Consider the following 14380-nt stretch of genomic DNA (forward strand, 5'->3'; position numbering starts at 1 on the left):
GGTTTTCCTGGTTATATGAGGGTATGGATCTTGTGGTGCGGACCGAGCACGGAGCGGTGCGCGGCACCGTCGATGGGGAGATCAGCGCGTTCAAGGGGATCCCGTACGCTGCGCCGCTGGACGGCCCGCGCCGGTTCCAGGCTCCGGTCGCGCCCGAGCGCTGGGACGGCGTGCGCGACGCCTCGGCGTTCAGCGCATCGGTGCCGCAGCCCATGATCATGCCGGGCGTGCCGTCGCTGTGGAATCCCGGCGACGGCACCGATTCCCTCAGCTTGAACGTTTGGACCTCGGACCTCGGCGGCGGGCTACCGGTGATGGTCTGGATCCACGGCGGCGCGTTCCTGGGCGGCACGACCGACAGCCCGGCGTACGACGCGGCGCGGCTGGCGAGCGGTGGCGTGGTCGTGGTGACGGTGAACTACCGGGTGGGCTACGAGGGTTTCGGCTGGGTCGCCGATGCTCCGGCCAACCGCGGCATCCTGGATCAGCTCGCGGCGTTGCGCTGGGTGCGGGAGAACATCGCGGCGTTCGGCGGCGATCCCGGCAACGTGACGATCTTCGGCGAGTCGGCCGGGGCGACCTCGGTGGCGGCGCTGATCGCCGGTTCGGCCGGGCAGGGCCTCTTCCACCGCGCCATCGCGCAGAGCCTGGGCAACCTCTACTCCGACGAGGACGAGGCCCGCAAGATCGGCGAGCTGATCGCCGGCCGGCTGGACGTTCCCGCCACCGCCGAGGCGCTGGGCTCGGTGCCGTCCGAGGCGATCCACGCGGCCCAGTCCCCGGTGATGCAGGAGATGAACGCCGACCGCGCGGCCTGGACGAACTCGACGGCGTACGCGGTGGTCCTGGACGGGGAGGTGCTGTCGGAGCTGCCGTGGGCGGCGCTGGGCTCCGGTGCGCCCCGCGGTGTGGACCTGATCAGCGGCTACAACACCGACGAGGCCAGGATGTTCACGGTCGGGCTCCCGGCGGAGGCGAAGGACCCGGCCGCGATGGCGCAGGGCCTGCGGCTGGCGCCGTCGGTGGTCGACGAGTACCGCGCGGGGTATCCGGGCGTCGACGACGCGGAACTGTTCAGCGTGATGCTCAGCGACCAGCTGTTCCGCATGCCGTCGACGTGGCTCGCCGAGGGCCACGCCGCCGGCGGCGGGCGGAGCTACCTGTACGAGTTCTCCTGGCCCGTCCCGGGGCTCGGCGGTGCGCTCGGCGCCTGCCACGGGCTGGACGTGCCGTTCACCTTCGGCGTCTCGGAAAGCGAGCTCACCGCGGCGTGGTTCGAGGGCACGGTGCCGCCGGACTTCGAGGAGCTCTCCGGCGAGCTGCGCGGGGCGTGGGTCTCCTTCGCCACCACCGGCGACCCCGGCTGGCCCGCCTACACCGCCGCCGACCGCTCGGCCCGGATCTGGAACGTGCCGCCGACGGTGGTGGCCGACCCGGCCAAGCCGTCCCGCGAGATCTGGCGGCACCGCTTCCCGGCGTGATCGCTGATGGCCGGGATGGCGATTTCCCGCCATTCCGGCCGTTGCCGCGGGAGGCACGGGATTCTCTTGCGCATGCCCGGAAGACCGGCTCGTGCGGCAGCGGTTCTCACGATGGCGCTGGCCGTCGCGGTCCTACCGGGGACCGCGGCCGCGGCGCCGTACTGCCAGAGCATCACGGAGACCTCGAACCCGGACTGGATGGCGGGCCTACCGGACGACGCCAGCCTCGCGAAGCTGTCGATCCCGGGCACCCACCAAACCCTGTCGCTGCACGGCGGTTCCTTGACGCAGACGCAGGAGAACCACGGCGACAGCGCGGAAACGCTGGGCGTGCAGCTGCAGTCTGGAATCCGGGCCATCGACATCAGGGTGCGGCGCTACGACGACCGGTTCACCCTGCACCACGGGCCGTTCTACCAGAACGCCAACTTCTCCGACGTGCTGCGCGAGGCGGGCGAGTTCCTGGCCGCGCACCCCGGCGAAGCGGTGCTCATGCGGCTGAAGGCCGAGTGCACCGGCGAGATGACCTCGTGCACCGACGAGAACAGCCGGCTCGACACCGCGCAGATCCTCGACTGGTACCGGGAGAACGATCCCAACGGCGAGTACCTGCTCGACCCGGCGGGCGGTGACATGCCGACGCTGGGGCGGGCGCGCGGCAAGATCGTGCTGGCCACCCTGCAGGGCGCGGGTGGCGGGCTCTACGAGGGGCGCGGGCTCGGCCAGTTCAACAACGACACCTGGGGCGAGTACGTCCAGGACGCCTACGACGTGCCGACGCTGTTCGACATCGACGACAAGTGGTTCAAGGTCCGCGACCACCTGGACAAGACGGCGGCCGCCGACGCCGGCCGGATGTTCCTGAACTTCTCCAGCGGGTCCAGCCCGGCGGCGTTCCCGGACGCGGTGGCCTGCGGCGCGGCCGGCTTCCGCGGCGTCAACGACTACGCTCTGGAGCACCTCAACGGCAACGACCTGCCGAGGACCGGGGTGATCATGATGGACTTCCCGGGAGCGGACCTGGTGAACGCCATCATCGCGGCCAACCGCTGACCGGACGGGCCCGCCCGGAGTCCAGGGGAAACCGGGAACCGCCGGCGAACCACGTCCCGGCGCTGAAGCTCCTCGGTGAGGTGCGGTTCTGGGGTTTCCGGTTTCAGGCGAAACCGGGGCACGCCCGGGTTCACCGGCCTTGGGGGACACCGGTCGGCCTGCGGGGGAGAATCGCGGCGGATGGTCTTCTCGGGGCAGCGGAGGCGCTTCCGGCCCCTGTTCGTGGGAACCGTGGTGAGTACGAGGTGAGTGGGAAGTTGGGACGCTGGATCGACGTCGCCGATGGCGTGCTGGTTCGTCGGTACGAGGAGCTGGACCTCTCGGTCGGCCTCGTCGTGGGCGGCGAGCGCTGCCTCGTCATCGACACCGGCGGCGACGCCGGGCAGGGGGCCGAGCTCGCCGCGGCGGTCCGCGAGATCACGCCGCTGCCCTGGTCGGTGGTCCTGACGCACGCGCACTTCGACCACAGCTTCGGCACCGAGGCGTTCCTGCCGTGCCAGGTCTGGGCGCACGACCGGTGCCGCGCCGAGCTCGTGGCCACGGGGGCGGATCAGCGCGAGAAGTGGGCTCGGAACTACCGCGAGCGGGGCGAGAACGAGGTCGCCGATCGCATCGAGGCGGTGCGGATCGCGTTGCCCGACAACCTGGTCGGCGACCGGCAGGTGCTCGACCTCGGCGGGCGCGATGTGGCGCTGCTCCACTTCGGGCCGGCGCACTCCGACCACGACGTGGTCGTGCACGTGCCGGATGCGGGTGTCGTGTTCGCGGGCGATCTGGTCGAGCAGGGCGCGCCGCCGCAGTTCGGTGACGCGTATCCGCAGGGGTGGCCCGCCGCGCTGGACGGCATCCTCGCGCTGGACGCGCCGGTGGTGCTGCCCGGGCACGGCGAGCCGGTGGACCGGGAGTTCGTGCGGCGCCAGCGCGCCGAGCTGGCGACCGTGGCCGAGCTGTGCCGGGCGGTGGCGGCGGGGGAGCTCACCGCGGCGCAGGCGGTGGAGCGCTCGCCCTTCCCCGAGAAGTTCACCCGGGACGCCCTGGCACGCTGACGACCTCGCCGCGAGCGTCGGCGGCCGCGTTGGTTAACGTGAGTAAGTATCGCGGCGGACGGAGGACGGCATGTCAGGCACGGCGGAGAAGGCGCTCGCGGCGCTGCGCGCGGAACTGCCCGAGCCGGTGCTGCTGACCGACCCCGATTCCGTCGCCCGCTTCGCCCACGACGAGGCCGAGTGGGCCCCGCACGGCGAACCGCTGGTGGTGGTGCGCGCGACCAGCACCGATGATGTCGTCGCCGCGGTGCGGATCTGCGCTGAGCTGGGGGTTCCGGTGGTGCCGCGAGGCGCCGGGACCGGCCTGTCGGGCGGTGCGAACGCCATCGACGGATGCGTGCTGATCTCCTTCGAGGGCATGAACGAGATCCTGGAGATCAACCCGCGGGAGCAGCTCGCCGTGGTGCAGCCCGGCGTGGTCAACGACGATCTGCGCGCAGCCTGCCGCGAGCAGGGCGCCTGGTACCCGCCGGACCCGGCCAGCTCGCCGTGGTCGACCATCGGCGGCAACGTCGCCACCAACGCGGGCGGCGTGTGCTGCGTGAAGTACGGCGTGACCCGCGATTACGTGCTGGGCCTGGAAGCCGTCGTCGGCAACGGCGAGGTGGTGCGGCTGGGGCGGCGCACCGCCAAGGGCGTCGCCGGCTACGACCTGTGCGGGCTGTTCGTCGGCTCGGAAGGCACGCTCGGCGTGATCACCGAGATCACCGTCAAGCTGCTGCCCGGCTTGCGAGCGCCCGAGCGCACCGTGGTCGGGTACTTCGATTCCCTCGTGGCGGCGGGCGAAGCGGTGGCCGCGGTCGCCGCGGCCGGGATCGTGCCGTCGGCGCTGGAACTGCTCGACCAGCACTGCCTGAAGGCCGTCGACGAGTGGAAGAACATGGGCCTCAGCGCCGAGGCGAACGTGCTGCTGCTCGGCCGTTCCGATACTCCGGGCGCGGCGGGGGAGCAGGAGGTCGACGGGCTGCTGCGCTGCTTCGACGAGGCCGGCGCGACCTGGAGCGCCCGCTCCACCGACGAGCACGAGGCGGACGCGTTGTTCGCCGCGCGCCGGCTGGCGTATCCGGCGCTGGAGCGCCTCGGTCCGGTGCTGACCGAGGACGTCTGCGTGCCGCGGGCGAAGGTGCCGGAGATGCTGGGCCGCATCGAGGCGGCGGCGCAGCGGCACGACACGCAGATCGCCAACATCGCGCACGCCGGCGACGGCAACCTGCACCCGCTGATCATCACGCCGCCCGGTGACGACGCGTCGCGGCTGCGCGCGCAGCGGGCCTTCGACGACATCGTCGCCGACGCCATCGCGATGGGCGGCACGGTGACCGGCGAGCACGGCGTGGGCCTGCTCAAGCGCAAGGGCCTGCACGCGGAGCTCAGCCCGGCGGTGATCGGCATGCACCACGCGGTCAAGAACGCCCTCGATCCGGCCGGGATCTTCAACCCAGGCAAGGTCTTCGGCGACCCGGACAGCTGAGAGCCCGCGCGCGAGCACGCCGGAGAACACCCGCGCTAGGCCCGTTTCCCCATTGCTGCGGGAACAGCGGGGCCCGCCGCGCTTGACGGCTGCGCGGATCGGTGTCTCGGCACCAGGAAGCACTGGTTTCGCGCGGAAACGCCAACCGCTCCCATCGCGGATTGCTACTCCGAACGGGTTCGCGTGCGCTCGTTCCCGATGGCGGCGGCGCGAGATGGCTAGCCTTCTCGGCGAATCAGCCTGCGGGAGGGTCGATGGCAACCATCGCTGGGGCGCTCGCGACGAGCGCTCGACGCTGCCCGGATCGCGTCGCGTTGATCTTCGGCGAGCGCTGCTTCACCTACGGTGAGCTCGACCGCGCCGTGAACCGGGCCGCGCACGCGCTCGCGGGCGCCGGGCTCGGCAAGGGTGATCGCGTCGCGCTGATGTCCGGCAACAGCGACGGATTCGTCATCGCCTGCTACGCCGCGCTGCGGCTCGGGGCGCTGGTGGTGCCGGTCAAACCGGCTTCGGCGGCGCCGGAGGTCGAGCACGTGCTGGCGGATTCCGGGGCCGCGCTGCTGTTGTTCGGCTCGGCAGCGGAGGAGGTCGCCGCGAAGCTGGGCGAACGGCCGTCGCTGGTCGGCGCGCCGATCGCGCTGGGCCCCGTCGCGGGCCACCCGGACCTGTTCGAGATGGCGGAATCCCACCCCGACACCCCGCCGGCGGTGGAGGTCGGCGAATCCGACGATGCGCTGATCCTCTACACCTCGGGGACCACCGGTCGCCCCAAGGGCGCGCTGTTCGACCACCACCGCACGATGTGGGTGGGCGTCACCACCGGTCTCATGCTGGGCTTGCGCGAGGGGGACCGGATCCTGCACGTCGCGCCCATGTACCACGGCGTGGAGCTGGCGCTGATGCTCAACGGCGGCACCATGGTCGGTGCCACGCACGTCGTGCTGCCGCGATTCGAACCCGCCGCGGTGCTCGATGCGGTGGAGCAGCACCGGATCAGCGTCTTCAACGGCGTGCCCACGATGTACCAGCGCCTGCTGAGCAGCCCGGACCTCGCGAGGCGCGACCTGTCCGCCTGGCGCGTGGGCCTTTTCGGCGCGGCACCCATGCCGGCCTCGGCGGTCGAGGCCGTGTTCGAGGCGCTGCCGGACGTCGAGCTGATCCAGGCCTGCGGCCAGACCGAGGCGGGGCCGGGCGGCATCTACTGCACGGCGGAGGAGGTCCGGTCCCGCCCGGACGCCAGCGGTCGCCGCGCCGCACCCAACACCGAGGCCCGCGTCGTCGACCCGGCCGGGGACGAGGTCGAGCCCGGCGGCACCGGAGAACTGATCATCCGCGGCGAGACGGTCATGAAGGGCTACTGGCGCAATCCCGGCGCGACCGCGGAGGCCCTGCGCGACGGCTGGCTGCACACCGGCGACGTCGCCCGGGTCGACGCGGACGGCTACATCACGCTGGTAGACCGGCTCAAGGACGTGATCATCTCCGGCGGCCGCAACGTCTACTCCGTCGAGGTGGAGAACGCGCTCGCCGCGCACCCTGCGGTCGCCGAGATCGCGGTGGTCTCCCGCAAGCACGAGGACCTGGGCGAGGCGGTGGTGGCGGTGGTGAAGCCGGCGCCGGGACGGCCGCCGACCCTGCAAGCCCTGCGGGCCTTCGGCGCCGAGCGGCTGAGCTCCTACAAGCTCCCGCGCGAGCTGGTCATCCGGGAGGCGATTCCCCGGAACCCCACGGGGAAGGCCCTCAAGCACGTCCTCCGCGCAGACCTCGAACAGCCGTAGTCCGGGCCGTTTTCACGAGAAACCGCCGCGCAGAGCAAGTTCCCGAGCCGCCTCGTCGCCGTCGATGCACCCATGGCCGGTCAGCGCTTCGCGAGTTCCAGGGCCGCCGTTTCGATGGTGTCCTCGTCGAGCAGGACGTGGTAGGCCGCCGCGCCGAGCGGGATGAAGCTGTCCTCGCTGGTGACCCGGGCGATCGGCCCGGCGAAGCCGCCGTCGACGAGCGCCGTCACCACCGGCTCGGAAACGCCGCCGCTGCGGCGGGTTTCGTCCACCACCAGCACCCTGCCGGTCGCGCGCGCCGCGGCCAGCAGGTCCTCGACCGGCAGCGGCGCCAGCCAGCGCAGGTCCAGCACCCGCGCCCCGATGCCGCGCTCCCGCAGCCGCTTCGCGACCCGCAGGCTCATCGGCACGCCGTTGCCGAAGCTGACCAGCGTCAGTTCGTCGCCGTCGCCGTACTCGCGGGCCCGCCCGATCGGCACGTGGTGTTCACCGGGCGCGGGATACCGCGCCAGCCACTCGCCGTCGCCGGGTTCGTGCAGGTCGCGCGTGTGGTACAGCGCGATGGGCTCCAGGAACATGCACACCCGGCCGTCCTCGTGCGCGGCGGCGACGCAGGTGCGCAGCATCGCGGCGGCGTCGTCGGGCCGCGACGGCGAGGCGACCACGACGCCCGGCAGGTCGCGCAGCGCGGCGACGCTGTCGTCGTTGTGGAAGTGGCCGCCGAAACCCTTCTGGTAGCCGTAACCGGCGATGCGCACGACCATCGGGTTCCGGTACTGGCCGTTGGAGAAGAAGCTCAGCGTGCTTCCCTCACCGCGCAACTGGTCGGCCGCGTTGTGCACGTATGCGAGGTACTGGATCTCGGGGATCGGCAGCAGCCCGGCGAGTCCCGCACCGAGCGCGGTGCCCAGGATGCTCTGCTCGTCAAGCAGCGTGTCGAACACCTTGGTGCCGCCGAACTTCTTGCGCAGCCCGCGCGTCACCCCGTACACGCCGCCCTTGCGCGAGACGTCCTCGCCGAAGACCACGACGCCCGGGTCGCGGCCCAGCTCCTCGGTCAGCGACCGGTTGATCGCCTGCGCCAGGGTCAGCGGCCCCTCGGCTTCGGGCAGCTGATCGGCGAAGACCTCCGCGCGCCGCGGCGGGACCTCACCCGCCCGGCGCGCGACGACGTCGGGCCGGTCCTGGTAGATCGACGCCATCACCTCGGCGGCGCTGCCCAGTTTGCGGCGGCCGAGCGCGTCCTCCGCGATGCGCGCGACCTCGGCCCGCTTGTCCTCGTAGCGCGCGAGCACCTCGCCTGGTTCCAGGATCCCGTTGTCCACCAGTGCTTTCGCCGTGCCGAGCAGCGGGTCGCGCTGGTAGTCGGTGGTGATCTCGGTGCGCGACCGGTAGCCGGATTCCACGTCGGACCCGGCGTGCCCCATCAACCGCACCGTCCGCAGGTGCAGGAATGCCGGGGCGCGGTGCTCGCGAACCCAGTCGGCGGCCTCCCGCGCGACCGCCAGGCACCGCACCGGATCGGCGCCGTCGACCGTGAAGTACCGCAGGCCGGCGCGGTTGCCGTAGGTGGATTCGATCCAGCCCTGCGGGGTGCGCACGCTGATCCCGATGCCGTTGTCCTCGCACACCAGCAGCAGCGGCATCGGCAGGCCCTGGAAGGCGCAGTGCAGCGCCGAGTTGATCGCGCCGGTAGCGGTCGAGTGGTTCGCCGAGGCATCGCCGAAGCTGCACACCACCACCGAATCCGCCGGCCACGTGGTCGGGACGCCCAGCTTCGCGGCCCGTCCCAGGGAGAACGCCAGGCCGACCGCGCGGGGCAGGTGCGAGGCGATGGTCGAGGTCTGCGGGATGACGGACAGCTCGGCGTTGCCGAACACCTTGTGCCGCCCGGCGGAGATCGGTTCGTCGGACGAGGCGACGATGCCCAGCAGCACGTCGCGCAGCGGGTGCTGCCCCGGCACCTGCCGGCCGCGGTGGACGTAGAAGCCACCGGAGCGGTAGTGCAGCAGCGCCGGATCGGTCGGCCGCAGCGCGGCGGCTACCGCGGCGTTGGACTCGTGCCCGGACGAGCCGATGCTGTAGAAGCCCTTGCCCTGCGAGCCCAGCTGCCGCGCCTGGAAGTCCAGGTGCCGGCTGCCGGCCTGCGAGTCGAACAGCTCAAGCAACTCGTCGCCCGGCCCCGACCCGGTCGACGGCCGTGCGGACCAACCGGCCACGGCGGCCCGGAAGAACTCGTCAACGGGCTCGGTCTTGTCGCTCATCGATCCTCCGTGTTGCAAGTGAGCGGGTCGGGCGCTGGGTCACGGCTCGCGCGGTTCGGCGTGCCAGCCGTTGGCCACCTGGGCGCACGACTTGGCCAGGCACTCCAGCGCGATCGGCAGCAGCGGGTTGGTGTTCTGCTTCCGGTACAGGGCCTTCACCCGGCGGTGCGGCTGCCAGCCGGAGATCCGGGAGATGCGCACGTGGTCGTCGGGGATCGCCAGCCCGGGCAGCACCGCGACCCCGAGGTCGCGGGCCACCAGGTCCCGGATCACCGAGTAGTCGTTGCTGCGGAAGGTGATCCGCGGCACGAACCCGGCCGCGGCGGCCAGCCGCACCAGCGCCCGCGCGCCCGCGGTGTCCTGCCGGGTGCAGATCCAGGCGTCGTCGGCGAGCTCGCGCAGCTCCACCTCCGGGGCGCCGGCCAGCCGGTGCGTCTCGGGCAGCGCCAGCCGCAGCGGCTCGGCCATCAGCTCCTCCACGCACAGCTCGATCGGCCACTGCCTGGGATCGAGGTCGTACTCGAAGACCACCGCCGCGTCCAGGACGCCTTCGAGCACGTCGCCGAGCACTTCGTCCGGTTCGCCCTCGTCGAGCTGCACCTCGGCGCTGGGCCGCTCGGCGACCACGGCGGCCAGCACGTCGGGCAGCACCCGCGCGTTGGCGGTGGCGAAGCTGGCCAGCCGCAGGCTGCCTTCCTCGCCGGCGACCATCGCCCGCACCTCGCGCTCCAGCGAGTCGAGCGCGCCGAGCGCGTCGCGGCTGCGGTCGGCGAGCCGGACCGCCAGCGCGGTGCTGCGGGCGGAGCGGGCGGAGCGTTCGAACAGCGGTGCGCCGACCGCGCGTTCCAGCAGCACCATCTGCTGCGACACCGCCGATGCGGTGTAGCCGAGCACCCTGCCGGCCTCGGCGAACGAGCCGGTGCGGACGCATTCCTGCAGGGTTCTCAGGTGGATCGGGTTGAGCACGCCTGCCCCCTCAACTCTCGTCTTCCAGACCGCGCACCCGGTGCCGGCTCGCCCCGGATGTCGACCGCAATTTCCATTGAAATCGAAGGTTCGATTTCAATGGAAATTGCGGAGCCACGCGATGTGGGTTCAGGTTCAAAGCGGCCCTCACGCGGTTGCGGTGCTGGGCAACCGGCCGCGCAGCTGCATCGCCGTCCGCACCCGCTGCTTCGCCAGGTCCAACGCCGCCTGGTGCGGCAGCACGCCGTCGGCCTGCGAGGTGTCCAGCACCAGCACGGTGTTGCTGCGGGTCCGCTCCGCGACCGCCCGCAGGATCGCGGTCGGCTCCGGCCGGAACGCGGAATACCGCGCATCCATCGCGAAACCGGCCGCGATGGCGCCGCCGGCGTTGGCGATGAAGTCCGGCACCACGGTGATCTCGCGGGTGGCCAGCAGCCGGCGGGCCTCCGGCGTCGTCGGCAGGTTCGCCCCCTCCACGACCAGCCCGGCCCGGATGCCGGCGGCGACGGCGTCGTCGATGACGTCCTGCCCGGCGGCCGGGATCAGCACGTCGCAGTCCACCAGCAGTTCCTCGCCGCGCGGAATCCGTTGCTGCGCCGAGGCCTTGGCCACGCACGCGTCGCCGAACTCGGCGCGGCCGTCCAGCCACCGCGGCACGTCGAGCCCGTCCGGGTCGTGCACCGACCCGTCGATCGTGGACAACGCCACCAGCTGCGCGCCGAGCTCGTGCAGCCGCTTCGCCGCAGCCGCCCCGACGGCGCCGAAGCCCTGCACCGCCACCCGCGCGCCGGCCACGCTGCGGCCCTGCCGGGCCAGCGCCGCGTCCACGGCCTCGGCGACGCCATGGCCTGTCACGCCCAGCTGGTCGTAGGGCACGCCGCCCAGCGATTCGGGCACCCCGACGGCCGCGCCGCGATCGCCGAGCTCGTCCTGGATGATCGCCGCGTCGTGCTCGGTCATGCCCATGTCCAGCCCGGCGACGTAGCTGGCCGGGATCTGGTCGGCCAGCCGCCGCGCGAAGGCCCGCACGATCCGCTCCTTGTCCGGCGAGTCCGGGTCGGCGAAGATGCCGGCCTTCGCGCCGCCGTGGAACAGGTCGACCGCGGCCCACTTCCAGGTCATCACGCGGGCCAGCCGGGCGACCTCGCCGACGGTGACGGTCGGGCTCATCCGGGTGCCGCCCTTGCCGGTGCCGCGGGCGGTGTTGTCGATGACCAGCACGCCCCGCATGCCGGTGCGCGCGTCGGAGACGCACACGACCTTCTCCGGGCCCCACTCGTCGATCTCCTGCAACAGATCACGCACGGTTCGCGCTCCTTCGTCGGCTGCGCCGCGCGCAGCCCGGATCGGGGATTCAGTTCTCGTTTTTGAAGCGGCGAAGCCGCTCAGCCCACCCTCGCAACTTGCACCGCCGGGACATACATGAGTCGGGGGTCCCGGAGCGAGACGGCGCCTGAGGTTCCGCTACCCGCACCGCTACGCAGAAAGAGTCCAAAACAGCCTTTCAGACGCAGTTGTGCTCGGGGCGGACCTCGGCCCCGGCGAAGCGGCGGGCGTCGAGGCCGGAGACGTCGACGACCGGTCGGCGGCCGAGCACGAGGTCGCGCATCACCTCGCCGATCGCCGGCCCCTGCAGGAAGCCGTGGCCGGAGAAGCCGGTGGCGTACAGGAACCGGCTCGCTCCCGCCGCCTCGCCGATCAGCGCGTTGTGGTCGGGCGTCATCTCGTAGAGCCCGGCCCAGCCGTGCGCCACGCCGATGTCTGCCAGCCGCGGCGCGCGCCGCGCCACCGCGTCGGCGAGCCGCCCGAGCCAGCGGTCGTCGGTGTTGAGCCGGAAGCCGAACTCCTCGTCGGGGTCGGACATGCCGATGAGCAGGCCTGGGCCCTCGTCGTGGAAGTAGAAGCTGGTGCCGAAGTCGATGGTGAACGGCAGCCGCGGCGGCAGATCGGGCACCGGCTCGGTGACCAGGATCTGCCGGCGCAGCGGGCGAACGGGCAGCTCGACGCCGGCGAACTCGCCGACGGCCGCCGACCAGGCGCCCGCCGCGCAGACCACTGTGGACGTTTCGACGGAGCCGAAGTCGGTGTGCACCGCGGTTATCTCGCCGCGGCTGACCTCGATGCCGGTGACCGGGCAGTTCCGCCGCAGCAGCGCGCCGTGGTGCCGGGCGCCCTGCGCGTATCCCTGCACCACCGCCTCGGGCGTGCAGTGCCCGTCGGTGGGGGAGAAGGCCGCCGCGCGCAGCCCGTCCGGCACGACGTACGGGGAGAGCTCGCAGGCCTCCCGGACGGTCAGCATCCGGCTGGGCACGCCGAACTCGTTCTGCAGCCGCACGCCGCGCTCGAAGGCCGCGACGTCCGCGTGATCGGACAGCAGGAACAGGTAGCCGTGCTGCTTGAGGTCGATCTCGCCGCCGGGCCGCCGCGCGAAGTCCTCGAACGCCCGCAGGCTGCGCTGCCCGAGCTCGATGTTGACCGGGTCGGAGAACTGCGCCCGCACGCCGCCGGCGGCCTTGCTGGTGCTACCCGCGCCGAGCTCGTCGCGCTCCAGCAGCAGCACGTCCACGCCGGCCTCGGCGAGGTGGAAGGCGGTGCTGACGCCCACCACCCCGCCGCCGATCACGACGACATCGGCCCGGTGCGGCAGCATCACCGCGAACCGCCGAGTTCCGGTGGCAGCCGGAAGTCCAGCTCCGGCTCGACGGTGTCGACGTCCATCTGCGCCTTCTGCAGCTTGCCGGAGAAGTCCCAGTTCAACGACTGCCAGCGGGTGAACTGGTCGAGCACCCAGACGCCGGACTGGCGGCTGCCGTTGCCGGACTTGCCGTTGCCGCCGAAGGGCAGGTGCGCCTCCGCGCCCGAGGTCGAGTTGTTCACGCTGACCATGCCCGCGCCGATGCCCTCCCGGAACCGGAACGCGGTGGCCGGGTCGGTGGTGTAGATCGCCGCGGACAGCCCGTAGCCCGGAGCGTTGCCCAGCTCGATGGCCTCGTCAAGCGTGTCGTAGGTGGTGACGCCGACGATCGGGCCGAAGGTCTCGTTGCGGAACACGTGGTCGTCCGGCCGCAGCCCGTCCAGCAGCACCGGGTGGTAGTACAGCCCGGTCGACGGATCGCCCTGGAACCCCTTGCGCGGCGCCGAATCGGTGATCCGGCCGACCGACTCCGAACCGAGCACGGTGTGGTGCTCGGCGATGTTGCCCAGGATGGATTCGAAGTTGTCGGCGAACTTCTGGTCCAGCATCGGGCCGTAGAGCACGTCACCGGCCGGGTCGCCGATGGTGGCCGCGCGCAGCGACGCGTCCAGCCGCTGGACGAACTCGTCGTGCACGTCGCGGTGCACGATCAGGTTGCCCAGCGAGGTGCAGCGCTGCCCGGCGGTGCCCCACCCGGAGAACAGCGCGCCCTCCACGGCCAGGTCGAGCTCCGCGTCCGGGGCCACGATCATCGGGTTCTTGCCGCCCAGCTCCAGGCACGGGCTCTGCAGGTAGCGGCCGCACAGCTCGCCGACCCGCGCGCCGACCGCGCTGGAGCCGGTGAAGCCGACCTTGTTGACGGTGCCCGCAGCCAGCGCGGACTCCAGGCCCTTGAAGGTCGCCTCGCCGTCGGTGTAGACGAGGTTGAGCACGCCCTTGGGCACCCCGGCGCGCCAGGCCAGCTCGGCCAGCGCTCGCGCCGCGCCCGCGGCGTACTCGGCGGGCTTCCACACCACGGCGTTGCCGCACAGCAGCGCGGGAACCATGTACCAGGACGGCACTGCGACCGGGAAGTTGCCCGCGGTGATCACCACCGCGACGCCCACCGGCACGCGGAAGGTGAACAGCTGCTTGTCCGGCATCTCCGAGGGCACGGTCTGCCCGTAGAGCCTGCGGCCCTCGCCGAGGAAGAAGTCGCAGGTGTCGATGATCTCCTGCACCTCGCCGAGCGCCTCTGCGTAGGGCTTGCCGATCTCCCGGGTCACCAGCCGCGCCAGCGACTCCTTGTTCGCCTCGACCAGCCGGCCCAGTCCGGCCACCACCCGCCCGCGCACCGGCGCGGGCACCTTCGCCCACTCGCGCTGCGCCCGCTGCGCCTGCTCGGTCGCGGCCAGCAGCGTCTCGGGTCCGCCGAGGGAGACCTCGGCGACGACGTCATCCAGGTTCGCCGGGTTGCGCGAGAGGTACTCGCCTCCGCCGTCGACCCGGGCGGGGGCGTCCGGACCGATCACGGAGCTCAACGTCGACTGCACCGACATGCACCTCTTCCAGCTCGTTGGGTACTCGCGCGCAGGTGTGCCGCGTGACACCTCCGCCGTCGGGATCACCGTAAATCCCCGGAGGCGT

Annotated in this window: 10 protein-coding genes; 5 read left to right on the forward strand and 5 right to left on the reverse strand. The window is 72.2% G+C overall.

The window, feature by feature from the left end; translation table 11 throughout:
- Positions 1 to 23 precede the first annotated feature (23 nt).
- The 5 genes from AC07FN_RS06440 to AC07FN_RS06460 all read left to right on the forward strand — a co-directional run bounded on the left by AC07FN_RS06440 (position 24) and on the right by AC07FN_RS06460 (position 6829).
- The gene (locus AC07FN_RS06440) at positions 24 to 1481 is read left to right on the forward strand and encodes a carboxylesterase/lipase family protein (RefSeq protein WP_478394682.1); all 1458 of its coding nucleotides are present in this window, start codon (positions 24 to 26) and stop codon (positions 1479 to 1481) included.
- Positions 1482 to 1553: 72 nt separating this feature from the next.
- Positions 1554 to 2534: a phosphatidylinositol-specific phospholipase C gene (locus tag AC07FN_RS06445; RefSeq protein WP_478394683.1), complete on the forward strand. Its 981-nt coding sequence runs from the start codon at positions 1554 to 1556 to the stop codon at positions 2532 to 2534.
- Between the two features lie 245 nt (positions 2535 to 2779).
- Entirely contained in the window at positions 2780 to 3580 is an 801-nt protein-coding gene (locus AC07FN_RS06450) for an MBL fold metallo-hydrolase (RefSeq protein ID WP_478394684.1), read from the forward strand.
- Between the two features lie 70 nt (positions 3581 to 3650).
- Complete coding sequence (locus AC07FN_RS06455; protein WP_478394685.1) at positions 3651 to 5051, forward strand: FAD-binding oxidoreductase; 1401 nt, start codon at positions 3651 to 3653, stop codon at positions 5049 to 5051.
- A 254-nt stretch (positions 5052 to 5305) separates the two neighbouring features.
- Positions 5306 to 6829 (forward strand): class I adenylate-forming enzyme family protein, encoded by a 1524-nt coding sequence (locus AC07FN_RS06460; protein ID WP_478394686.1) that lies wholly within the window; start codon positions 5306 to 5308, stop codon positions 6827 to 6829.
- Positions 6830 to 6909: 80 nt separating this feature from the next.
- On the opposite strand, the gene AC07FN_RS06465 is transcribed toward AC07FN_RS06460, so the two are convergent.
- The 5 genes from AC07FN_RS06465 to AC07FN_RS06485 form a co-directional block, all read right to left on the reverse strand.
- Positions 6910 to 9093 carry a thiamine pyrophosphate-dependent enzyme gene (locus AC07FN_RS06465; protein ID WP_478394687.1) on the reverse strand — a complete coding sequence of 728 codons (2184 nt, stop codon included), beginning with the start codon at positions 9091 to 9093 and terminating at the stop codon, positions 6910 to 6912.
- Positions 9094 to 9132: 39 nt separating this feature from the next.
- A complete protein-coding gene (locus AC07FN_RS06470) occupies positions 9133 to 10059 on the reverse strand; it encodes a LysR family transcriptional regulator (RefSeq protein ID WP_132486752.1) in 927 nt (308 codons plus the stop codon).
- 147 nt (positions 10060 to 10206) lie between these two features.
- Positions 10207 to 11364: a Glu/Leu/Phe/Val family dehydrogenase gene (locus AC07FN_RS06475; RefSeq protein WP_478394688.1), complete on the reverse strand. Its 1158-nt coding sequence runs from the start codon at positions 11362 to 11364 to the stop codon at positions 10207 to 10209.
- Between the two features lie 199 nt (positions 11365 to 11563).
- Positions 11564 to 12709, reverse strand: a complete 1146-nt coding sequence (locus tag AC07FN_RS06480) for an NAD(P)/FAD-dependent oxidoreductase (protein WP_452614007.1) — start codon at positions 12707 to 12709, stop codon at positions 11564 to 11566.
- The gene (locus AC07FN_RS06485; RefSeq protein WP_478394689.1) at positions 12709 to 14292 is read right to left on the reverse strand and encodes an aldehyde dehydrogenase family protein; all 1584 of its coding nucleotides are present in this window, start codon (positions 14290 to 14292) and stop codon (positions 12709 to 12711) included. The genes AC07FN_RS06480 and AC07FN_RS06485 overlap by 1 nt, the downstream gene beginning before the upstream one ends.
- Positions 14293 to 14380: the final 88 nt, after the last annotated feature.

It is taken from the genome of Saccharopolyspora sp. NPDC045941 (genome assembly GCF_056431445.1).